The sequence below is a fragment of the Lyngbya aestuarii BL J genome (assembly GCF_000478195.2).
In the GTDB taxonomy this organism is placed as follows: Bacteria; Cyanobacteriota; Cyanobacteriia; order Cyanobacteriales; family Microcoleaceae; genus Capilliphycus; species Capilliphycus aestuarii.
The window spans coordinates 15108-37262 of record NZ_AUZM01000049.1 but is presented as its reverse complement, the minus strand read 5'-3'; the positions used below and the strand labels follow the sequence as shown (position 1 = coordinate 37262).

Here is a 22155-nt window from a genome sequence, read left to right as displayed (position 1 = left end):
ACATTTCATAATGGGGTATCAAGTGGGTTGGGTAGACTGTGAATTTTACGGGTAATTCCGGCTTTTTCTATGGCTTTAAAAAGTGTGCGATCGCAGTTTAATTTCTCTAAATTTCCCAAGGCAATATTTTCACGAACAGTTAAAGGAAAACGAGCATAATTTTGTAAAACAACAGCGATTTTTTGACGCAAATCTTCGAGTTCCAAGGCACGTAAATCTTCACCCTTCCATAATATTTTACCACAATCGGGGTCATATAAACGACATAATAGTTTAGTAAGTGTGGTTTTTCCGGCTCCATTTTTACCCACTAAAGCAACGGTTTTACCCGGATCAATCGTCAAATTGATATTTTCTAAACTGGGATGGTTACTGTTTGGATAGTTTGGGGTTTGAGAGTAATACCGTGAATACTGTGTCACTTTCAAGATTTCCGACTTGTAACAAACCAACTACTGCGAAGGAGTGCCTGCAAAGGGGAAAGTTGAAGCGTTTGCATGGTGTCACCCTGCCTGAAAAGGATCAGTTTTCGTTTATATATACGTTAACCGGGAAGTATACCCTCTCAATAGACGCATCTTTGAGTGACAGAGTATGAAACCTCAAAGGGAAAAATTGACAAAATATTTTTACAAAAGTTTATATATAACTTGACACCAGGAGAATTGAAGATTGAGAGATGCTAAACGAGGTAAAGCATGACATTTCGGGAAACTCGGCCGATGAGTCAGTCCTGTTCGCCAGAGAAAATTAAGTGAGAAGATGATCCTCATGTTAAAATACGTGAAAATTATGAAAATAATGTTAGCGAGGTAAACGGATTCATGGAAGCAGCGTTGCTGTTGGCTAAACTGCCGGAAGCTTATTCAATCTTTAGCCCGGTTGTAGACATTTTGCCTGTTATCCCCGTGTTTTTCCTGCTGTTGGCTTTTGTTTGGCAAGCTTCAGTCGGATTCAGATAACAACGAGCGTTGCGATCAGCGTGATTGTTCTGGCGACGGGCTGACTAACTCATAAAGATTAGGATAACCCAGTTGTTTGAATAAAATGCTGATCGCTTAAGTTTGATTTTCGGTATATTTAGGTATTGCGAGAACCGATGGTTTTTTGGAATGCAGATCGTTCACAAACACGCTTTGTATAGTCGATCACAGCCGGATACGCACTTAAATCCAACTTTAACATGATCGGAATATAAGCTAAAATTGACCCAACTGCGACATCAGCGACATTAAATTCATCTCCCATCATATAAGGTTGTTTTTGGAAAATCTCGTTGAGTGCAGTCATTAAACGAGGGGTTTCTTTTTCCCGGTTCGCTTCGAGAAAAATACCATTGGCGAGAGTTGAGTTGGCAAACAACACCCATTGATAAATTTCACCTCGTTTTTCGGGGGAGTCTGGCATTTTCCCATATTTATCTGCTAAATAGAGCAGAATTCCTCCCGATTCCCACAATTTAACGTCTCCATCGACAATGGCGGGAACTTTCCCAATTGGGTTAATTGCCAAATAGTCGGGTTCGAGATGAGCGCCTGCTTTCATATCCAGCAAGACAAACTCGTAGGGTATACCGATTTCTTCTAAATACCACTGAACAATTGATGCACGGCTAAAGGCACCACCGTAGAGTTTGAGCATCAGTTCGACTCCTATAGTTTACTTGTTTCAGTGTGAACGGATATTCACATTTTACACTTTGTTACCCTAAAAACTTACAATCACTGAAGATTTAGAGAAAGTTTAAGCTTAATATCCACAAAGTCGATTAATCGTTTGGATCAAATCATCATAATCAGTAATTGGCTTGAGATAAAATTCATCAGCGTGAGAAATTTCAAGTAGAGATTGACGCTCACTTTCCAAAGCATAAGCTGTGATTAAAATAATCGGAATCTCAGCAGTTTGTGAGTTTGTTTTCAGCAGACAAGAAATATCGACACCACTGACATCTTTATCCTCCCAATGGGCTTCGGGTAGATTTACATCCATAATCACTAAATCGACTTCTCCTCCTTGGCAAAGCTGAACAATCTCGTTGAGTTTGTCTGTCACGAGAACTTGATAACCACTTAGGCGCTCAATGAGCTTTGCCATACCTTTAGCTAATAAGTAATCATCTTCTACAATTAGGATTCTTAAATTGTCTTTTTTTAAAATCACAATGATACTAGACTGAGTATAATCAACCAAGAGCAAAAATGTCAATTTAATAGAACTCTTTATGATCTCAGTTGCCAAGTTAGTGAGTTGATCACTTCTTTTATAATCAAATTAGAATTAGTAACTTAAAAATCATCAAAATTAATAATTTTAGTAATCCAATAAAAAAGGGAATAAGATAGCATTTTATTCAAACTTATTTTTACAGATAAAGACTTATGTAATATACCATAAGCAGAATACTAAGTCAAGACTTATCAGAGAGTTTAGAATATAGGATTGAAAAAAGACTTTAGCTTTTTACCCTTTTATATTGACAATCATAATTACTCTAGGAGAGGTTAAATTTATAACTTTTAACTTCAATCGCTTTATTGAGTTGACAGTCTTCTCAATAAATTTTTTTGCTGTTAATATCCGACTTGCTTTCTGGTATTAGGATCGAAAATAACCGCATAATTTAGATCAAGGGTAATCGAGATGCGATCGCCAGGTTTTAAACTGATTTGTACGGGAGTTTGAAACTGAATTAAGGTTTGGGAAAATTGAGAAGCATTAGACAAGACTAAATTCGCTCTAACGAGTGTTTCTCGACCTAAAGGTTCGATTACATCAACTTCAACTGATAGCAAAACTTGATTGGATTTTTGACGATTGGGCTGAATATTTTCTTGATTATAATCTGATGTAACTAAGTTAATATGTTCGGGACGAATACCTAGATTCAAACTTTGTTTATCTGTCGGGCTTAACTTTTCTTGAAGTTCAATAGGACAATTAAAAGATTGATTTCCAATCCAAAAAATACTGTTGGCATAGGTAACAGGTAAAATATTCATGGGAGGATTGCCTAAAAAGGTGGCAACCATTTGATTATTGGGATGTGCATAAACCGTTTGAGGTTCTCCAATTTGTTGAATTTTTCCTTGATCTAAAACGACAATTTTATCAGCCAATGTCATTGCTTCTGTTTGATCATGGGTTACATAAATTGTGGTAATCTTTAAACGTTGATGTAACTTTTTGAGTTCCGCTCTGGTATCATCTCGCAGTTGAGCATCAAGATTAGAAAGTGGCTCATCAAGTAGAAAAACTTGGGGTTCTCTGACGATCGCTCTCCCTAATGCGACTCGTTGTTGTTGTCCCCCCGAAAGTTGTTTAGGTTTACGATTAAGTAAATGATCGATAGAGAGAGAACGCGCCACTTTATGAATTTGTTCCTGCATCATTTGAGGTTGAACCTGACGCATTTTTAAACCAAATGCCAAGTTTTCTGCGACTGTCATATGGGGATACAGTGCATAATTTTGAAACACCATCGCCACATCTCTTTGACGAGCCGGAACCTCATTCATCAACCGATTGTTAATATAAAGATTGCCGCTGCTTGCCGTTTCTAAACCTGCTATTGTTCGTAAAATCGTAGATTTTCCACACCCTGAAGGCCCCAAAAGCACCCAAAATTCACCATCAGGAACTTCAAAGGAAATATCCTCAATTGCCGTAACATTATTATAGACTCGGTTGATTTTATCTAAGCGAACATTTGCCATTTTTATCCTTTAATCTTGAAAATTAATCCGATCTAAGTTAGAATCAAGTCAATCAGTTAATAGAGCCTAGTTTTTTCTAGGGTTTTGTCTGTTGATTCTGAACTTACTAACTGTTCGAGCTGAGAAACAACGCGATCCAATTCTTCAACGAGAGGCGTTATTTCTACCCGTTTAAAAGCGTCTACAATTGCTCGATAATACCAAAGTGTTCCCGATGCGCCACCTGTAAATCGTTCCCAAATGGCTTCCCCTACCTGACGATAATCTTGTACAATAGAACGGGCATTATAGAGTTTGTCGGCCGCAGAAACTAAACGCACAGACGCTTCGGCGTTAGGAATATGGTCAATGTAAGCTTGTTTTCGTTCTCGCCAAGGGGGTTTAGGAATTTGGTCTGTATCACTACATCCGTCTACAATGGTGGCGACTGTTTCCCCAAATCTACGCTGAATTTCTTGCTTAGTAGAAACTCCACCTTGATCTTCGATCGCATCATGGAGCAACGCCGCGATCGCTTCATCTTCCTTGGCTCCGTATTCTAACGCAATGCTAGCGACTCCTAACAAATGAGCGACATAAGGAACACCCGAACCCTTACGAACTTGTTCGGCGTGGAGTTCACAGGCGTAGACTAGCGCTTCACGAAAATGAGAGGATAGAATCATCTTTTATTCTCAATCTACTCTTAAAATAACATAAAATATTTCAAGAATATTGTAAAATCAAGGTAAGTCTAATATAGAAAATTTTATAAACTTTCATTATTTTTTGAGATTAATAAAATGGATAAATTTAGAGTGGAAGTCATCGCCCAAACTCCCAATCCTCAAACGGTCATTTATGCTGCAATGCACCAGGATTATTCTGATCAATTTATCATTGATGAACAGGAGAACTGGCCTCACGAAAGCAAATGCGGCGAGATTATTGTCAAGCGACTGTTAGCGGGAGAACGGGGACATTATGGCCCTTTAGAACACGTCCAAATTGTGTTTAATTGCGGTTATTTTCCCCATAGCGTCATGCAGCAAGCCCGAACACATCGAGTCGGAATTTCCTTTGATGTTCAAAGTTTTAGGTACACGGGGAAACAATTTATAGAAGTTATAGAAGGAAAAAAAGATCTAGAAGATGTGTTTTATTTACGTCCGGTTGGCGACTATACAAACCGACAAGGTAAAAAATATTACTACTCTCCCGAACAACGTCAAGCCGATTTAGACTGGTGTTTAGAAGCGGTAAAACGCTATCAAATAGACTTTGAAAGTGGAATGTCTGAAGAACACGCCAGAGGCAAACTTCCCTTTGATTATCGTCAACATTTTGTCGTCAGTTTAAATCTACGAACCTTGTTACATTTTCTCGATTTACGCTATAAAAAAGATGCTCAACTGGAAATTCAAAAACTCTGTGAACTGATGTGGCCCCCTGTTGAAAAGTGGGTGCCGGAAGTTGCCGACTGGTATCAAACAACTCGCATGGGAAAAGCTAGACTTTCTCCTTGAGATGCTAATATATAGCGTTTCTCGGACTTATAAAGCATAACCCTTCAATTTTAGAAAAGTTATGCTTTCAGTGAGAGTATTGGTTTGTAATTTTTTGGTATGCGGATGGCGAGACTCGAACTCGCAAGGCAAAGCCACACGCCCCTCAAACGTGCGCGTATACCAATTCCGCCACATCCGCTTAGGCTCAATGAAATTTCAGTCAAACTGAATGTTTCACTGCTGAACTTTAATTATATCACAAAATTCACACAGATCAAGTCAGTTCATTCAAGTTAGCGATCGCCATGTAACAAGATTGTTGCAGTTTAACTCTTTCCCTGTTGACCAAAACAGTTTATCCTAAACAGATTATTGACCGAGCAGCACAGAAGATGCGGTTTTCAAAGATCCTAATTGCCAATCGGGGGGAAATTGCCTTACGCATCCTCCGAACTTGTGAGGAACTGGGTATTGCCACAGTTGCCGTACATTCTACCATTGACCGCCATGCCCTTCATGTTCAGTTGGCGGACGAAGCCGTTTGCATTGGTGAACCGAGCAGTGGTAAAAGCTATCTCAATATTCCCAATATTATCTCAGCCGCGCTGACTCGCAACGCAACAGCCATTCATCCTGGCTACGGCTTTCTCGCTGAAAATGCCCGTTTTGCGGAAATTTGCGCCGATCACGATATTGCCTTCATTGGCCCGACTCCCGAAGCAATCCGCTCAATGGGGGACAAATCCACAGCCAAAGAAACCATGCAAAAAGTTGGGGTTCCCACCGTTCCGGGGAGTGATGGCTTAGTCACCAACGAAAAAGAAGCGGCGAAAATTGCCTTACAAATTGGCTATCCGGTCATCATTAAAGCAACCGCAGGCGGAGGGGGACGAGGAATGCGTTTAGTTCGTGAACCGTCTGAACTCTCCAAACAGTTTTCCGCCGCCCAAGGAGAAGCTGAAGCCGCCTTCGGAAATCCCGGTGTTTATCTCGAAAAATTCATCGAACTTCCACGTCACATTGAGTTTCAGATTTTAGCCGATAGCTACGGGAATGTAATTCACTTAGGAGAACGAGACTGTTCTATTCAACGACGTCATCAAAAACTACTCGAAGAATCCCCCAGTCCGGCAATAAGTTCCCAACTGCGAGAAAAAATGGGATTATCAGCAGTCAAAGCGGCTCAGTCTATTAACTATACAGGAGCGGGAACCGTTGAATTTTTGCTCGATAAGACGGGAAATTTTTATTTTATGGAAATGAACACCCGCATTCAAGTTGAACATCCTGTCACAGAGATGGTAACAGGGTTGGATTTAATTGCCGAGCAAATTCGGGTGGCTCAAGGAGAAAAATTGCGGTTAACTCAGCAACAGGTTAAACTACGAGGTCATGCGATTGAATGTCGGATTAATGCAGAAGATCCCGATCACAACTTCCGGCCTGGTCCTGGACGAATTAGTGCCTATCTTCCCCCTGGAGGCAATGGGGTGCGAATTGATTCTCATGTCTACACTGATTATGAAATTCCACCGTATTACGATTCTTTGATTGGAAAATTGATTGTTTGGGGGCCTGATCGTGACAGCGCAATTGCCCGGATGAAACGGGCTTTACGGGAATTTGCGATTACTGGAATTCCCACAACGATTGGTTTTCATCAAAAAATATTGGAAACTTCAGAATTTTTGCAAGGTGAAGTTTACACTAATTTTGTCGAACAGTGGATGAGTCGTCAATCCGAATAATATTGTTTGTGTTCTTTGAGACTACATCATCATTCGCAGTAAGCCTTGTTGACCGAGTAGAATTTCTCGTAAAAAACTAAAAATTCCCACCCAGATAATCGGGGTAATATCGACCCCACCCAAAGGGGGAATAATTTTGCGGGTAAGGGAGAGAAACGGCTCTGTTGGCCAGACAATCAGATTAAACGGGAAGCGACTCTGATCGACTTGTGGATACCAAGTCAGGACAATGCGGAAAATGAAGAAAAAGGTCATTACCCCCAGGGCAATGCTCAAAATCCAACTAACTGCGGTAAGCGTGGTCATGTTATTCTCGAAACTTTAAGTTTTGTAACTACAACGATTCATCAATATTCTAGCGGGTTAGGGGATATTCAAACACAAAGTCGAACTCAATGACTCAAGAGTGTAACCTATTGTTAAAATGATAAACTTAAAGCAATCTTCGTAAATTTAAGGATCAGCTTACTATGACACCTTCTTTAGCAAACTTCCTTTACAGCTTACTGGCAGGCACTTTAATTGTTGTAATTCCGGCCTGTATTGGTCTATTTGTCCTCAGCCAGAAAGATAAAGTCATCCGGTCATAATGACATCGGAGTTTTAACTGGGGCAAGGGGTTAGGAATAGGAAGAATCTTGCGCAGATATCTGTCAAAGATTGACCTCAATTCCTGACCCCAACTCAAACTTCAGAAAATATTTCTGTAGATATATAAAACCTTAGGGACACACTCCGCGAACGCAGAAAGCTTGTAGACTCTGGCTCAAGTAGAGAATAGACAGAGAACTCGCTAAGATAGGACTGGCATAGGAGAATTACTAATGGTTAATTTAGGATTGAACTGGAGCAGTCTGCTCGGTATTATTCTGGCAGTATCCGGTGCAGCACTGTATTTCCTCCGGTCATGGCGTCCCAAGCTAGCCCGGGATCACGATATATTCTTTGCGGCAATTGGCTTGCTCTGTGGCGGGATTTTACTGTTTCAGGGATGGCGACTTGATCCGATCTTGGCATTTGGTCAATTTCTGTTAACAGGAAGTGCTATCTTTTTCGCCGTAGAAAGTATTCGCCTGCGGGGTTTAGCAACAGCAAACGCAAAAGAACGCTCGTCACCCATTGTAGACGATGATCGCTATGTGAGTGATGTTTATCGAGTCGATGCAGAACTTGACGAACTCGAACCCAATGACGAATATCAACCGATGGCCCGTCAAATTAGAGGAAGTCGGGATACTCGTTTAAGTCGATCACAAGCCTACGAAGATGAAGGGCCTCGTCGTCGTCCGAGTAGCAGTCGCAGAAGTACAATAGATCGACCTCCGAATCTTGAAAAACCTGAACGTCCGGCTCGTCGTCGGAGTCCCCGTCCAGATAGTCGAAACCGTTCCTCCTATTCTGATGAATGGGAAGCTTCTATTGATTCGACACCCGAAAAAACTTCTCGCAGTCGTAGCAGCCGTCGTCCACCCTCTGGAACCGAAAGTTCCTTAAATCGCGATGACAATCGTTGGGATGATGTGAACCCGACGAAATCCTCATCTAGATCCCGAAGAACTCGTCCTCCAGAAGACACCCGCTCTAGAAGCCACAGTCGGGATCGCCTAGATCCAGACACCAGTAGTTCGACAGATTATGTAGACTATCGACCTGTTGACTACTCTGACGACGATTTTGAGAAGTTTTAACTCCCGGTTGCAATGTGTTGTTGAAGATCAAGTTCAGAGGAGGGGAAGTGCTAGTCTTACTACTGTTTCTCTCCTCTGGCTAATAGAGATTGAAGGTTTTCGGAGATCTTGTCAATGAAACGGCCAATAAGAGCGATCGCGATGATTGCCCTCTGTCTGATCTTGAGATTCACCCTGGTTGTCCCTGAAGTCGGGGCGATCGCTGTCAATAGTTCAGCCAGTGATGAGCAACCAACTTTGAGTGGGAATGGTCAGTTTTTAGCCTATGTCTCCAACCGCAATGGTCAACGTCAGATCGTCTTGTATGATTTACAACGACAAACATTGATCGATTTACCGGGTTTAAATCAGGGTTCGGCGATCGCCGAAAATCCGAGTCTGAGCAATACGGCGCGTTATCTGGTTTATCTGGCAAGTGATTCAGGACGCCCAGAAATTGAACTGTATGATCGCAAAACCAATCGCGTGCAGATTGTTTCTCAAGGCTATCGGGGGTGGGTACGTCATCCTCGCATTAGCCCAGATGGTCGTTATATTGTCTTTGAAAGTGGGCGTCGGGGTCAATGGGATTTAGAAGTGCTTGACCGAGGTTCTAAGGTAGAACTCGATACACTCGATCAAATTGAGAATCAGGGTGTCAGTGAAGAATCACAATAGTTTTCGGGGTGAGAATTACGCGCCGGAACTAAGGGATTTTAACTCTTTTTTGTTTGATCTTAATTGACTGTGAGCTGAGGATCGTGAAACGTTGTCTACACTTTGTTGTTATTGTCTTGATCGCTGGATTGTTGTTAACAAGCTGTGTTGGCTCTCCTCGGTTAATTAAATATCCAGTCGATACCCACGAAATGAGCCTCAATAGTCCGGCGGCTGAGTTTGATGCCCAAATCACCGATCGCTATATCGTATTCGCCTCAGATCGACGAGGACGACAGGATATTTACTTATAAGATAGACAAGAGCAGGCGTTGATTGATTTACCGGGATTAAATCGTTTAGATATGATCGCTTCGGCTCCGCTGATTTCTAGAGAGGGTCAATATATTGCTTTTCAAGGAACCCGAGGAAAACAGTCAGACATCTATCTCTATAACCGAGAAACCCGTCAACTGAGAAATTTAACCCAAAACCTCCAAGCTGAAGTCCGAAATCCCACCATGAGTGGAGAAGGGGGAATGGTTGCCTTTGAATCGAGTGTGAACGGTCAGTGGGATATCCTTGTTTATAATCGGTACGGACAACCCTTAAATTTACCTTTAGTTCCTCAGTAAATCCCAACACTGTTAAGCATAGTGGATTGGGAATCTACAAATAAGACAACCTCGAAACTTCTAGACAAGATTTCCTGATTGGTGAGCCAATCTGAGTGGATTTATAATTAATCATTTAAGCTGCTGAGATTCATGCACTCAATGCTGCAAAAGCTAACATTGAAGCAGGGAATCCAATTCACAAACCTTTTAGAGCTTCTGATTTTGTCCACAGGAAAGCGGTAGACCCGCCCCGTTTTCCAATCCACCTCCTAACTTAATGTTGGAGGTAAACTCAGCGGGAACGATCAATGAATCTGAAATTTTTGAGTTTAGCAACATCTGGACTCTTAGCCATTGGAACAGCAGTGAGTATCAATGGGGTTCACGCCAGTTCCTCTAAAACCCTTCTACTCGATTTAGCCCCAACTTCCAAGCAACCCGATTTGAACTCGAATCGTCTTCTCAATCAGTCTAATCAACTCTTATTAGCTCAAGACGACGGTGAAGAAACAAATATTCGGGTTTATGAACAAGCCAGTCCGGCTGTCGTTTCCATCGATACGGAAAAAGCCAATGGCAGTGGTACGATCATCTCGCCTGATGGTATGGTTCTCACCAATGCTCATGTGGTTTCTCAAGGGGGAGAAGTCACAGTAACGTTAGCCGATGGTCGAGAAATGAAAGCCGATGTGATCGCCTACGGAGAAGATGGGCTAGATTTAGCGGTTTTGAAAATTCAAAATGCTCGTAATTTACCGACAATTCCCATCGCTAAACCGGGTTCGGTGAAAGTGGGTCAACGTGCTTTTGCCATTGGAAATCCTTTTGGTCAATTTCAAGGGACGTTTACAATTGGAATTGTCAGTCGGATTGATGGAGAACGAAATCTGATTCAAACCGATGCGGCAATTAACCCCGGAAATTCGGGTGGCCCGTTATTGAATAGTAAAGGTGAATTGATTGGGGTGAATACGGCAATTTTTACACGGGGTCGTAGTGGCGGTAATATTGGGATTGGTTTTGCCATTTCTGTCGATAAAGTTCCGCCCTTTTTACAAGCGGTTAAAGAAGGACGCGCCCCCCGAGTTGCCCAATCCCAAAGGCCATTTGCTTTTTCGAGTGAACCTTCGGAAAAACTGATCCTTGACGGCCCAGAAGTTCGAGGTCGTTTAGATGAAAGTGATAGTATTTTGCCGATTGATAATAGCTTTTATGATATGTATTCTTTTGAAGGAAAAGCAGGTCAGCAAATTGCTATAGAAATGAGGAGTCAGGATTTAGATCCTTACTTAATTTTGCTCAATTCTGATGGGAGTGAACTTGCTCAAGACGACGATAGTGGTGGCCAGAAAGATGCCAAAATTATGATTACACTGCCTGAGGATGGTGAATATACTTTTTTGGCGAATTCCTATGAGGCGGGAGAGTCTGGCGACTATCGATTAAAACTCCGAATAGAGACGGAGAGGGTTAATCCCAGTGAGCGTAGCAATCGTTTGATTCTAGAAGAACAAGGAACCTTAGATCGCACAGATGCGGTGCTTCCTTCCGATGGGAGTCGGTATGAAGAGTATAGCTTTGATGGAGTTGGAGGTCAGACTGTTACAATTCGACTCGAAAGTTCAGATTTCGATCCCTATCTTGCTTTGTTTGGTCCAAATGGTCAGCTTGTGGGAGAAAATGACGATGCAAATTCGTCAGAGAAAAATGCAGCATTGACTGTAACTTTACCAATGACAGGCCGCTATCGAGTGGTCGTCAACGCCTATGATAGTACAGGTCAAGGTCAGTACCTATTAACCGTTCGCTAAACATCTACGAGTCGAAATCAAGATGGCACTCCTATGGGAGTGAATATCTAAACTTGTCAATTTTCCATCCTATTGAGGTTATTTATGCATCAAATTCAATTTTGGGTCGTGATTGCCAGTCTACTGACCGTTTTTCCTGCTCATGCTCTGAGTTCTTCTTTAACGGTTCAATCTCGTTTAGGAGAAACATCAACCGATACCGATGTTCGTGGGATCAAAGAGATTCAGTTGGGTGATCTGCTCGCTCAGGAAACACCCGCACCGGAAGCTGATCCTGAACCGGAAGCCTCTCCTGAGCCGGAAAGTAGTCCCCCGACGACAGAAACTCCGAGTCCGGCTGAGTCTCCGACACCCGAAGCAATTCCCACTCCCACTCCCACTCCCACTCCCACTCCCACTCCCGACGAACAGCCAGAGTCTCCTAATCCAGAAGATTCACAGACCTCTGATTTCATTTTAAATGAGCAGGGCGAACTCGGTGAAGGTGATTCTGTGCTGGCGTCTGATGGGAGTTTGTATGATGAATATACTTTTGAGGGAGTAGAAGGACAGGAAGTAACAATTACGCTTGATAGTAGTGACTTTGATACTTATTTAGCGATTTTTACACCGGATAATGCGTTGCTCGAAGAACATGATGATATCAATCAAAGCAACTCAAATTCTCAAATTACGGTAACGTTACCGAGTGAGGGGACTTATCGAGTGATTGTTAATTCCTACGATGATCAGGGAAAGGGCCAATACAACCTCAAAATTAAGTAAAAATAGGGAATGAGGACTGTAAAATTGAGTGATGATCAATTCCCTCATTCCTATTAATTCCTCTCAATTTTAACGTAAACCGAGCCAGGTGAATAAATCTTGACCCGTAAAAAACTCCAATCCCAAAAGGAGAATAAAACCCACCATTGCAAAGCGACCATTAATCTTCTCGGCATAGCGAGTCCAACCAAACCCAGGTTCAGCCGAAGTTGAGTTGGGAGGGGAATTGGAGTCTGTAGACGGAGGCGTAGAAGAACTCATTTTTGTTGCTCCAAACGTTGAACAGATTCGATCAGCGATCGCACGGTTTTTGTACCTTCTGAGGGTTCAAAGCTCAACGGAAACTTACCTCGAGTGAGCATTTTCAAGCCCAAAGGCCCCAAACCGAGCAATGCTTTGACATCACGGAAATAGTTCCCAATCACTAAAATACCAAACTTGCGTTCATCGACCCATCCGCCTTGTTTGACCAAATCCACTAGCACTTTGCGATGACGAATGGCAGTGCTATCCCCGGCATTTTTGCGTTCAAGGATTTCGTGTTTAATTTTGGTGATCTGATCCATCGGGGCAACTTCCATCGGACAGGCGGTGTTACAGTTGAAGCAGCGAGTACAACCCCAAACGCCTTCTGTTCCTTGATTGTAATCTTCTAAGCGTTCTTCGGTGTGATCGTCACGGTTATCGGCAATCATCCGTTGGGCTTTGGCCAGGGCATGGGGGCCGGCAAATTCGGGATTGACTTCTAAGGCATTACATTCTGAGTAACAAGCCCCACAGAGAATACAATTTCCCATTTGGTTGAGTTTTGCTCGTTCTTCGGGAGTCTGTAAAAATTCACGTTCGGGAATATCGCGACTCTGGGTACTAACATAGGGTTCAACTTTGTTGAGATTGCCCCAAAACCGCTTCATATCGACCACCAAATCTTTGATAACAGGCATATTTCCCATCGGTGCAATGGTAATTTCGGGAATGCCGTTGGATGCAGTTGGGGCGGAACTTGAGGCGGCGATTTGTTCTAAACGAGCCAATTCACTGGTAATATTTTCTTTACAGGCTAAAGCGGAACGGCCATTAATTCGCATTCCACAACTTCCGCAGATGGTATTGCGGCAATTTTTACGAAAGGCTAAGGTGCCGTCTAGTTCCCATTTAATGCGATTTAGACATTCAAGAATTGTATTTCCGGGCTCGACTTCTAGTTTGTAGGTTTGAATGCGAGGGCTGCTGTCTTGAGTTTGACGAATAATCTTAAACTGAACTTCCATATTTTTTGAGTGAGGCTTTATTTCTTAGTATAAGGACTGTCTGAGTGATTGGCTAGAATCGGCTGAAAATTTTCATTAAAACTCCAGATTTGCTTGATCAGATGAGCGGGTGGATGAGGTAGAAATCGATTACTCGATCACTTGTAATTTTTTGATTTGTTGTTCAGGAATCCCCCAACTTCTTAAAATTGTATAAGCCAAAATTTGATGACCTGCTAAATTAGGATGAATCCCATCCCGAGTCAGGATATTTTGAGCCTGTCCACCATAACGTTGATAGGTTAAAATTACATCTCGAAAGGGAAGATTTAGATCGAGAAATTGACATCTATTTTGAGTAGAAACGGCTCGCATAACGGCAATATATTCACGCAGACGGATATTTTCTCGACTGTTTAAATCTTCAGTAATAATAGTAGGAGACAAAAATAAAATGGGTATATTTCGAGCTTGTGCTGCTTTCACCATTGCCGTTAATTTTTGACGATAAGTTTCGATATTAGCTGTATTTTGTGACTCATTTGCAGCAGTTTTAAAACTTTGAATAATATCGTTAACACCGACATTAATTGTCACCAAATCGGGTTGTTTATCGAGAACATCTTGTTGAAATCGTTGTTGTAAATCAGCAGAAGTTTGACCGGAGACTCCGGCTTGAATCAGTTCAATTTTAGATTGAGGATAGAGAGTATTCAGATATCGCTGCATTAACCAGACGTAACCCCCATAATTTCCGCCTGCTTGGGTAATACTATCCCCCAATAAGATAATTTTTTGTTTTCCTTGTAGGGGAGTTAATTGTTGAGGTTCAGGAGTCGGTTCAACAGCAACCGGAGGTGAGGGAATGCTAATAACTATTCCCACAGTGAGTAACGCAGAAATTGCTCGTATCAGAAGGGAAAGCGGTAATATTTTAGTTTTATAAAAAGGGATTGTAGTGATTTTTTTCTTCATAGCAAACAGTTTAATTAACACTCCTGTAATTGAAGTTTATCAAACCTAATTCTCAGCTAAAATTTCTACCGTTCCTTGATAACCGTCAACTCGTACTCGTTGACCATTTCTAAACAAAGAAACTGCATTTGGAATATTCATCACAGCCGGAATTCGATATTCACGAGCGATAATTGCGCCATGAGAAAGTTGTCCACCGACTTCGGAAATAATTGCTTGAGCATTGATGAGCAAAGGCGCCCAACCTGCATCGGTATAAGGAACAACTAAAATATATTTTTCTGAACTGTTGTTCAGACTATCTCCAATACTCCGACAAATTTGAATTATGCCTTCTACACAGCCAACACTCGCTGGAATTCCAGTAAAAATCGAGGAATTTTGGGATTCAATTTTTGTAGAATTTAAAGTTTTAGGCAATGTATTTCCGTAAACCAAATTAGGAACTTTAAGGGTTTGATTTTGTTCAAATTTTTCTCGTCTTTCCTTGACTTTTATTTTCAGAGTACCTGTATTATCTTGACGAATCCAATCTTGAATTTCTGCAAATTCCAAAAAGAAAATGTCATCAGTTTTGTCTAAAAGATTTAGGGCAATTCCTTTTTCAGCAATGGCTAAAAATGTCCACCGGAGATTGGCTAAAAGTTTACCATAAGCTTCAGCAATTTTTCCTTTAATTATCGCTCTTTCTCGACATTGAGACAGTCGCCAACGTTGTCCAAAACTCAACTTATTTGGATTGAATTTTTCAACTTTAACCGTTGGATTTTGAATCATTGATAAAAAGCTTTTTTGAAACACTTCGGGTTGTTCTTTCCAGGTTAATACTGCAATATTAGTACCCACTTCACTTAAATAACCATAAGTATTTAACCACTCGGTAAATTCAACTTGTAAATCAGAGATTTGATTGAATTGTTGTTCTAATTCAGATAATGAAGCGGTTTCATTGATGGAGATTTGTTCTCGAAATTTATCCGCTAACGTTTGAAGCGAACACATTGCCATAACTTCGGGGTTGTTTTCGGTGGGCAACCATTCATCAGAAACTCGAAAAATAGTGCGTCGAATGGCTAACCCAATCGGCCCCAAAATATTATAATAAGTGAGAGATTTCAGTAATTCTTGAATCCGTTCTGTCCGGTCAAGTAGTTCAGTCAGAGATTGAGAATTCAAGGGAGAAGACTGATTATTAGACTCGGCTTTAAGTCGGTTTAAGGCAGGTAAAAAGGTTTGACGATAATCTCGCTGAAACGATTGAGCTAAAATCATTTCTCGCCGTACTAAACGTAACAACCCGGGTAAAGAAGGTAAAACTTTACTCAGGGGAGGTTTACCCATTTTTTGACCTCTTAGTAAGAACTCTAAGCCCTGTTCGGGTAATCCCATCATCCGAAAAATTGCACCGAGTAAGGTGGCATTAAAGTAAGCATGAGAACCTAACAAGGTTGCTGTTTCTTTAAAATCTAATGATGCGGCTTTTTCTTCTCCCAAAACCAGTGTAAAAATTTCGCCCCAAACCCCACAGGTTAAAGGACGATTAATTGACCACGTTAAAGGGGGAATTGTCCCCGGAATGACTTCTGAGGCAATTGTTCTTGTCCAAATGGGTCTTAAATTTGTAATGGGACGACTTTGTAAAATCCAGATATTCTCCTCATCCCAACCCCATTCAATATCTTGAGGTAAACCATGATAAAAAACTTCAATGTCTTGAGCCAATTTAACCAATTCAGCGATAATATTTCTCGGTAAAAGAGATGAATTTTTGAGAACATTTGACATCTCTTTTTTTGATTTCAGATTAGTGAAGTCAATCTCTAAATGAAGGGGTGTAAATTTACCCCCAACCACGCTTTCTGCACCGCCTGGTAACGCTTCAATAATCACTTTTGTAGACCCATCGAGGGGATGACGACTAAACATTACCCCGGCGGCTTTGCTACTAATATAAGGTTGAATTAAAATCGCAATTCCTTCATCTGGAATTTGGCGCTGACGCCGATAGGAAATTGCCTCTGAACTCCAATAGGACTGACGACAACAATCAATAGCTTCGATTAATTCTGTCTCTGTGGTAACAGGCCCAATTGTTTGATATTGTCCGGCGGCGGAATTGTTCTCGCTATCTTCTCCTATTGCTGAAGACCTGACAATTAAGGGCAGATTAGCATTCGGAATCGGTAGACTAAAATGAGAAAGTTTAGGTGAAGTTTGTGTTTTCAGTTTAAAGGCAGGTAAAACCCAACCGGAAGGTACTTTAAACCCCGCTCGTTTCAGTTGACTCAATCGACTGGCTTTTGCACCATAAATGGTTTCATCTAAGGGGTCTGATAAAGTTAATAAACGCTGTTTTTTATACAAACCAAAATCATCTCCTTGACGCAAATTAATAACTACTAAAGTAACCGCTAAACCAATAGCTGCCAAGATTTCTAAAAGAAAGTCAGCGAGGGAAGTCGTGAAGGGAATACGCCACAATCCTACCCAAAACGGCCCGCTTAGACAACCCCAACGCACAGCCCTGAGTCTGGCTTGAGTCGGATGAGAGGGAGTCACTAAACGCCCAATTTGCCAGATGACTAAGCCTGTGATGATTGTACTCAAGGTCACGGTGACAGAGTAAACTAGAGTTCCCCAAGTGGCGTTGGTAACACCTCCACCCCGAGCGACGAAATATCGCCCTAAAACTAGAAAGATTAATCCTACTAATTCTAAGGCAGAAATGCCAGGAAACCAGGCTTTTGCAAGTAGAATGGGTAGAATTCCTCGGGCTATCTCGGCTAAAACGGCGGCGATTCCGGCTTTTTTTCCCGCGTGGGTGAAGGCGGCGGCGACACTGACGTTCCCCGTACCGACTTGGGTTAAGTCGATACCCGTCAAAATTTTGACGACAAAGTGAGTTAGAGGGAGGGCACCCAAGCTAAAACTACTGAGAATGAAAACGATTAGTTTCCCAAAGAACATTTGATTATCGTTATGCGTAAGACAATATTCTCATGTTTTATCGTCAGATGGCGAACTCGGCAATCAAATATTTAACGATTGACACAATAATCTAGGTTCAATAAGACATAGGGAAAGGCAAAGGTAAACCAACCTTCCCAAACTTGTTCAGCCTGTTGACTATCAATAAAACTGTTGACCATTCTCCGCCACCGGGTATCGTTATTCGGTAAAGCTAACCCATAAAAATCACAGGTGAGGGGTTTTTCGGGAACTAAGGTGTAGTCTTCAATCGGAACTTTTTGTCTAAAGAGTTCTCCGAGCGTGAGAATTCCGTCATTAGCGAAGGTATCAATTTGGTTATTTGTTACTGCTTTCACGGCATCTGATATGGCATTTTCTCCGCGAAAATAAATGGGTTTTGTTTGCGGATATTGTTGTCGGATAAATTGTTCATTGCTTGAGTTTCTAACGACTCCGGTTTTGAGGCCATTTAAGCTCGTGTTGGGCTGAATTTGAGCTTCGTTTTTGGTTTGAATTAAAAATTGGGTTCCGGTTACAAAGAAAGGTTGAGAAAAAGTAACCCCTGGAATATTATTGCTAATTGTATTCGGGCCACATTCGAGATGGACAGTTTGGTTACGAACTAATTGAAAACGGTTATCAATATTAGATGGAAATCGAACTAATTGAACTTTAACAGATGTATCTAGTTTTTCGGTTAAATGATTCGCAAAATCATTCAAAAAGTCTGAACAATATCCTGTCCAATTCTGTTTCTCATCAATATAACCGAAGGGAACCGCATCCCGTCTCATGGCGGCTTTTAAAACTCCTGTGCGTTTAATTTCTTCTAAAATTGTTTCTCCTGTGGGGGGTGGGGGAAGCTCAACAATTGGGGATTTGGGTAAGAGTGGGGCGGGTGCTGGCCCTCCATAAGCGGCTTCGAGTTGGGACAGAGAAAGGGACTGAATAAAGTTAATATCTAAGCCGTCTTGACTGAGAGATTTATTGTAAGCAGAACTCAGGTAAGGTAAGTCTTGTTGACGTTGTTTGAGATAGACATTAAAAAATGCCGTGCTTAAGCCAAAGAAATAAGGTCTTCCCAAGTCAAAGTTTGTGCCAATAATAAATTTAGGAACACCTGCAACGCCTTTTGTATCCGAACGCAGTGTTGAAGAAAAATGGGTTCCGGGGTTTAATAACGAGAGATATTTTTCCGGGGAATTCAACCACAAAAAAGGATGAATTTGTTCTTGAATAACTGGAGTAACAATATCATTAGCACCCGCAACCATTAAGGTAGGAACTTCGACTTTACTCATTCCTTCCGGGCCGTATAATGCGCTCGTTAGGGGATGAGCGGCAACAATTGCTTTAATGCGAGGATCTCGTAAATCATAGTTATTTTGAGGGAGATAAACCGCTCGACATTGCAGTAATAAAGACACATTTAAGGTAAAGAGATCCGGTGTACATTGTTGTCTGAGTCGATTGTAGTTTATTTCTGCACCCCCTAAAGCTAAAGCTGTTGTTCCTCCAAAGGAATTCCCAATCGCACCAATTTGATCAAAATCAATTAGTTTTTTCCAAAAGGGATCGGTTTTAACTAACTTTTCAACCTCATCTAATAGATAAATAATATCTAAAGGACGGCTGATATATTCAATCGGACTGAGCAATAAATCTACCTCGCCTCGAATAAAGGCGTCTCGATATCCTAAACTACTTCCAATGTGTTCAGGAGTAGCAACAATAAACCCATAAGACGCAATATGTCGGGCTAAACTATCGTGACCTTTGTAGGAACCAAAACCATGACTAGAAATAATTAAAGGAACGGGTTCGGTGAGTCCTTCTGGGATGAGAAAATCGACATCGAGTTGATAGGAACCCGCTAAACCTGTCTCGGTTTGACGAATATTTCTAATTTGAAAGCTGACTTCTTTTTTAGTGAGTTTATAAGGCCCCGGTTCTCGTAAATCGGTTAATTGAGAAAAATCAACTTTGGGTTCGGATGCGGCTTCAGTTTGTGCTTCTTTAATGATGACTTGAGTTGCAACTTCTCGATATCCTAATAGAATAGGTAATTCTTCAGCAAGTTCAAAGATGAGATTAGCATCAACTTGGATACTTTCAGCCGGAAATTTCCGAATTACATTTAATAATGTGAACCCCTCCGGATCTGAAGCAGCAGTCATAATTGCCAAGCGTAAAGCCTCAGAACCATTGATATTAGCCTCGGTTTGCAAGAGTTGTCCTAATCTTTCAAATAACGGGTCAGCAAGGGGCATATTAATTGCCCGAGAAACAATTTCAGGGTTGACATCAAAACGCTGTCCTAAAATTTTACGAAAATCTCCCAATCTGTTTTTACCAATTAACTGGGCATAAACTCCAAAATCACCTGTTATTCTGCCCTCATTGACAAAAGTCTCCAAGTTCTGAACAGACATATAAACACTGATGGGAGGATAGGAAAAGGTAATCTGTTCGGCTCCCAAAGCGGCTTTTGGCTTGAATAAACTGGGTAATATTCCACAACTCAAAACTAAACTTGAAGAGAGTAAACTGACGAGACTGACTCGGGCTAGCTGAACGAGCTTGTTCATGTTGAATCAAACTTAAGGGTTATCATTTAGTATAGATAGTTCGGGTCACTTTTGATAATTTCCGGGTTATTTATTTGTACTCCCGATTATCTGAGTCAAAATATCTGTAAGTTGGTGGGAAGTTGAGGAGGAGAGGAAACTTAGGGTATGAGGTTCTTGGCTAATCATCATTGCATAGGAGGAACGTAAATAGGGCTGGTAGTTAGGCTGATTGGCGACATAAACTTGGAAAAATGCCAGACTCAAAGCATTAACATAGGATTCAACGACGGGTAAGTTTTGACTCACTAATTCCGGTAAAGCTTCTTCTTCTAAAGAACGCAATTTTTGCAACGCTGAAAAATTAAGATTGAGGTGTTGTGATCCTTTGGTTAGTGCAAAATATTTGTTTTTCGAGGATAACCAAGTGAAAGAATGCAGTTGTTCGAGGATCACAGGGGTTAGTCGATCATTGCTTCCAGAACCCCAAAAAATAGGCAGATTAACTTCACTTAAACTAGCTTGACCAAACACACTACTACTGACTGGATCGACTAGAAAAATGGCTTGAATTCGGTCATCTTTTAAGTTATAATTTTGTTGAGGAAGTGTGAGGGCTTGACATTGTAACAGACGAGAAAGATTTAAGAGTTCAATGGGAGAACGACAATCTTGTTTAAGTTGCTCAAAGTTTATTTTTGCTCCGGCTAAAGCAAGGGCGGTATAAGCACCGAAAGATTGACCTGCAATTCCAACTTTTTTGAGGTTCAGTTTTCCCTGAAATTGAGACAAGTTTCGATCTTCGAGTTCGTTGAGAACCTGGGTTATATCTAAAGGACGATTAATAAATTCTTGCACGTCAAAAACATCAGTCTCTCGTCCTTCAAAAAAGGCTTGTAAATGGCTAAAGTTACTTCCAGGATGATGAACAGTAGCGACAAAATATCCATGAGAAACGAGATGTTTAACAAGATGTAACCAGGTTTCAGATGTTGCACCTAAACCGGGTGAAATGACAATAATAGGAATAGATTCGGGTTCTCCTTGTAATTGCGTTGGAAAATAAAGATTAACATTAAATTCACGATTCCGTTGAGCATCTTGTAGTGTAAATGTTTCTCGGGAAACTTTATATTGACCTGTTGTACGAATATCTGCTAACTGAGAAAAGTCGGTTTCTGGCTCCTGTTGAGCTTCTGCTTGAGTCTTTATTTCTAAAGTTTTAACTAAAGAGAGCGTTTCTTGTCTTAAACTAGAGAAATTGTCAAATAATTCCTGAATTTTAAGAATATCAAGCTGAATTTCTCCAGGGAACTGACGGATGATATTTAGGAGAGTTAAACCTTCGGGATTAGCTGCGGCTTTAAGGACAGCATTTTGGAGAGCAACAGCGCCATTTTCATCCTCTTTGACCTGAATCATTTCTCCAATGGTTTCAAATAAAAGTTCTCCCATTTTAGCTTTAAAAACTTGCTGAACCTGTTGGGAATCAAATGTTAACTGCATTTTTAACAGTTGACGAAATTGTTCTTGTTGTTCTACCGTTAAAAGATTAAGATAGGGAGAAAGTTCAGGCTCAGTTTTATTATCTTTGGCATAACTTTCTAAAGTGGTCACAGAAACAGAAGTTTCCATTGAACCATAGTCAATGTAAATGCGTTCCGCCGCAGCAACCGGAAAGGAATTCAAAATAAAAGATAAAGCACCCAAGGCCAGCCAGCGATATTTTTTAAAGATATTCTTCATTTTTTTTAGTCAATTAATTTAGAGCTTGTTTGTTCGATGATGACTCCTCATTCTGATAAAATTACGAGAAGATCAACCCAGTAGAGGCATCCTTGATAGATTTTAAACCTTATTTCTAAAAACGTGTTCCTTTTCTCTCAGCAGAATTGTATTTTGCTTCAAAACTGTTTTAATCTAGT

At 41.1% G+C, this 22155-nt stretch carries 22 protein-coding genes and 1 tRNA gene; 10 read left to right on the top strand and 13 right to left on the bottom strand.

Annotated features, from left to right (window positions below; genetic code table 11):
• Window positions 1-5 precede the first annotated feature (5 nt).
• The gene (locus M595_RS18875; RefSeq protein ID WP_023068001.1) at window positions 6-422 is read right to left on the bottom strand and encodes an ATP-binding cassette domain-containing protein; all 417 of its coding nucleotides are present in this window, start codon (window positions 420-422) and stop codon (window positions 6-8) included.
• 402 nt (window positions 423-824) lie between these two features.
• On the opposite strand from M595_RS18875, the gene M595_RS29435 reads away from it, so the two are divergent.
• Complete coding sequence (locus M595_RS29435) at window positions 825-962, top strand: photosystem II reaction center protein K (protein ID WP_009787676.1); 138 nt, start codon at window positions 825-827, stop codon at window positions 960-962.
• Between the two features lie 118 nt (window positions 963-1080).
• Here the strand turns inward: M595_RS29435 and M595_RS18870 are convergent, their stop codons facing one another.
• From M595_RS18870 to M595_RS18855, 4 genes are all read right to left on the bottom strand, one after another.
• Window positions 1081-1641, bottom strand: a complete 561-nt coding sequence (locus M595_RS18870; RefSeq protein ID WP_023067964.1) for a glutathione S-transferase family protein — start codon at window positions 1639-1641, stop codon at window positions 1081-1083.
• A gap of 108 nt (window positions 1642-1749) precedes the next feature.
• The gene (locus tag M595_RS18865) at window positions 1750-2208 is read right to left on the bottom strand and encodes a response regulator (protein WP_238987102.1); all 459 of its coding nucleotides are present in this window, start codon (window positions 2206-2208) and stop codon (window positions 1750-1752) included.
• Between the two features lie 365 nt (window positions 2209-2573).
• A complete protein-coding gene (locus M595_RS18860) occupies window positions 2574-3716 on the bottom strand; it encodes an ABC transporter ATP-binding protein (RefSeq protein WP_023067983.1) in 1143 nt (380 codons plus the stop codon).
• A gap of 56 nt (window positions 3717-3772) precedes the next feature.
• Complete coding sequence (locus M595_RS18855) at window positions 3773-4381, bottom strand: HD domain-containing protein (RefSeq protein ID WP_023067965.1); 609 nt, start codon at window positions 4379-4381, stop codon at window positions 3773-3775.
• 117 nt (window positions 4382-4498) lie between these two features.
• Between M595_RS18855 and thyX the strand changes: the two genes are divergently transcribed.
• The gene (thyX, locus tag M595_RS18850; protein WP_023067968.1) at window positions 4499-5221 is read left to right on the top strand and encodes an FAD-dependent thymidylate synthase; all 723 of its coding nucleotides are present in this window, start codon (window positions 4499-4501) and stop codon (window positions 5219-5221) included.
• 100 nt (window positions 5222-5321) lie between these two features.
• Here the strand turns inward: thyX and M595_RS18845 are convergent.
• Window positions 5322-5402: transfer RNA gene (locus M595_RS18845), tRNA-Leu, on the bottom strand.
• A gap of 193 nt (window positions 5403-5595) precedes the next feature.
• On the opposite strand from M595_RS18845, the gene accC reads away from it, so the two are divergent.
• Window positions 5596-6951 (top strand): acetyl-CoA carboxylase biotin carboxylase subunit, encoded by a 1356-nt coding sequence (gene accC / locus M595_RS18840; protein WP_023067986.1) that lies wholly within the window; start codon window positions 5596-5598, stop codon window positions 6949-6951.
• Window positions 6952-6972: 21 nt separating this feature from the next.
• On the opposite strand, the gene M595_RS18835 is transcribed toward accC, so the two are convergent.
• Complete coding sequence (locus tag M595_RS18835; RefSeq protein WP_023067999.1) at window positions 6973-7257, bottom strand: YggT family protein; 285 nt, start codon at window positions 7255-7257, stop codon at window positions 6973-6975.
• Window positions 7258-7421: 164 nt separating this feature from the next.
• Between M595_RS18835 and psbX the strand changes: the two genes are divergently transcribed.
• From psbX to M595_RS30210, 7 genes are all read left to right on the top strand, one after another.
• A complete protein-coding gene (gene psbX, locus M595_RS29430) occupies window positions 7422-7541 on the top strand; it encodes a photosystem II reaction center X protein (protein ID WP_071809955.1) in 120 nt (39 codons plus the stop codon).
• 234 nt (window positions 7542-7775) lie between these two features.
• On the top strand, window positions 7776-8639 hold the full coding sequence (locus M595_RS18830) for a Ycf66 family protein (RefSeq protein WP_023067962.1): 864 nt from the start codon (window positions 7776-7778) through the stop codon (window positions 8637-8639).
• 114 nt (window positions 8640-8753) lie between these two features.
• The gene (locus M595_RS18825; RefSeq protein ID WP_023067998.1) at window positions 8754-9296 is read left to right on the top strand and encodes a TolB family protein; all 543 of its coding nucleotides are present in this window, start codon (window positions 8754-8756) and stop codon (window positions 9294-9296) included.
• 83 nt (window positions 9297-9379) lie between these two features.
• Window positions 9380-9589, top strand: coding sequence for a TolB-like translocation protein (locus M595_RS32430; RefSeq protein WP_023067995.1), 210 nt, complete (start codon window positions 9380-9382; stop codon window positions 9587-9589).
• 18 nt (window positions 9590-9607) lie between these two features.
• On the top strand, window positions 9608-9910 hold the full coding sequence (locus tag M595_RS32425; protein ID WP_023067992.1) for a TolB family protein: 303 nt from the start codon (window positions 9608-9610) through the stop codon (window positions 9908-9910).
• Window positions 9911-10200: 290 nt separating this feature from the next.
• A complete protein-coding gene (locus tag M595_RS18815) occupies window positions 10201-11703 on the top strand; it encodes a DVUA0089 family protein (protein WP_023067991.1) in 1503 nt (500 codons plus the stop codon).
• 84 nt (window positions 11704-11787) lie between these two features.
• Window positions 11788-12468: a PPC domain-containing protein gene (locus M595_RS30210; RefSeq protein WP_023067981.1), complete on the top strand. Its 681-nt coding sequence runs from the start codon at window positions 11788-11790 to the stop codon at window positions 12466-12468.
• A 69-nt stretch (window positions 12469-12537) separates the two neighbouring features.
• Here the strand turns inward: M595_RS30210 and M595_RS18805 are convergent, their stop codons facing one another.
• From M595_RS18805 to M595_RS18780, 6 genes are all read right to left on the bottom strand, one after another.
• The gene (locus M595_RS18805) at window positions 12538-12729 is read right to left on the bottom strand and encodes a CAB/ELIP/HLIP family chlorophyll-binding protein (RefSeq protein ID WP_023067982.1); all 192 of its coding nucleotides are present in this window, start codon (window positions 12727-12729) and stop codon (window positions 12538-12540) included.
• A complete protein-coding gene (locus M595_RS18800) occupies window positions 12726-13739 on the bottom strand; it encodes a succinate dehydrogenase/fumarate reductase iron-sulfur subunit (protein ID WP_023067993.1) in 1014 nt (337 codons plus the stop codon). Before M595_RS18800 ends, M595_RS18805 begins: the two co-directional genes overlap by 4 nt.
• A 129-nt stretch (window positions 13740-13868) precedes the next feature.
• On the bottom strand, window positions 13869-14693 hold the full coding sequence (locus M595_RS18795; RefSeq protein ID WP_238987101.1) for an SGNH/GDSL hydrolase family protein: 825 nt from the start codon (window positions 14691-14693) through the stop codon (window positions 13869-13871).
• A gap of 45 nt (window positions 14694-14738) precedes the next feature.
• Window positions 14739-17660 carry a glycerol-3-phosphate acyltransferase gene (locus tag M595_RS18790; protein ID WP_040484342.1) on the bottom strand — a complete coding sequence of 974 codons (2922 nt, stop codon included), beginning with the start codon at window positions 17658-17660 and terminating at the stop codon, window positions 14739-14741.
• Between the two features lie 71 nt (window positions 17661-17731).
• Window positions 17732-20251, bottom strand: a complete 2520-nt coding sequence (locus tag M595_RS18785; protein ID WP_023067997.1) for an alpha/beta hydrolase — start codon at window positions 20249-20251, stop codon at window positions 17732-17734.
• A 66-nt stretch (window positions 20252-20317) separates the two neighbouring features.
• Window positions 20318-21976: an alpha/beta hydrolase gene (locus M595_RS18780; protein ID WP_023067994.1), complete on the bottom strand. Its 1659-nt coding sequence runs from the start codon at window positions 21974-21976 to the stop codon at window positions 20318-20320.
• Window positions 21977-22155 lie beyond the last annotated feature (179 nt).

Coding starts and splice junctions, on each gene's coding strand:
- M595_RS18825 (WP_023067998.1), top strand. CDS start 8,754: ATGAAACGGCCAATAAGAGCGATCGCGATGATTGCCCTCTGTCTGATC.
- thyX (WP_023067968.1), top strand. CDS start 4,499: ATGGATAAATTTAGAGTGGAAGTCATCGCCCAAACTCCCAATCCTCAA.
- M595_RS30210 (WP_023067981.1), top strand. CDS start 11,788: ATGCATCAAATTCAATTTTGGGTCGTGATTGCCAGTCTACTGACCGTT.
- M595_RS29435 (WP_009787676.1), top strand. CDS start 825: ATGGAAGCAGCGTTGCTGTTGGCTAAACTGCCGGAAGCTTATTCAATC.
- M595_RS18830 (WP_023067962.1), top strand. CDS start 7,776: ATGGTTAATTTAGGATTGAACTGGAGCAGTCTGCTCGGTATTATTCTG.
- M595_RS18815 (WP_023067991.1), top strand. CDS start 10,201: ATGAATCTGAAATTTTTGAGTTTAGCAACATCTGGACTCTTAGCCATT.
- M595_RS18800 (WP_023067993.1), bottom strand. CDS start 13,739: ATGGAAGTTCAGTTTAAGATTATTCGTCAAACTCAAGACAGCAGCCCT.
- M595_RS18860 (WP_023067983.1), bottom strand. CDS start 3,716: ATGGCAAATGTTCGCTTAGATAAAATCAACCGAGTCTATAATAATGTT.
- M595_RS18805 (WP_023067982.1), bottom strand. CDS start 12,729: ATGAGTTCTTCTACGCCTCCGTCTACAGACTCCAATTCCCCTCCCAAC.
- M595_RS18855 (WP_023067965.1), bottom strand. CDS start 4,381: ATGATTCTATCCTCTCATTTTCGTGAAGCGCTAGTCTACGCCTGTGAA.
- accC (WP_023067986.1), top strand. CDS start 5,596: ATGCGGTTTTCAAAGATCCTAATTGCCAATCGGGGGGAAATTGCCTTA.
- M595_RS18780 (WP_023067994.1), bottom strand. CDS start 21,976: ATGAAGAATATCTTTAAAAAATATCGCTGGCTGGCCTTGGGTGCTTTA.
- M595_RS18835 (WP_023067999.1), bottom strand. CDS start 7,257: ATGACCACGCTTACCGCAGTTAGTTGGATTTTGAGCATTGCCCTGGGG.
- psbX (WP_071809955.1), top strand. CDS start 7,422: ATGACACCTTCTTTAGCAAACTTCCTTTACAGCTTACTGGCAGGCACT.
- M595_RS18870 (WP_023067964.1), bottom strand. CDS start 1,641: ATGCTCAAACTCTACGGTGGTGCCTTTAGCCGTGCATCAATTGTTCAG.
- M595_RS18795 (WP_238987101.1), bottom strand. CDS start 14,693: ATGAAGAAAAAAATCACTACAATCCCTTTTTATAAAACTAAAATATTA.
- M595_RS18790 (WP_040484342.1), bottom strand. CDS start 17,660: ATGTTCTTTGGGAAACTAATCGTTTTCATTCTCAGTAGTTTTAGCTTG.
- M595_RS18785 (WP_023067997.1), bottom strand. CDS start 20,251: ATGAACAAGCTCGTTCAGCTAGCCCGAGTCAGTCTCGTCAGTTTACTC.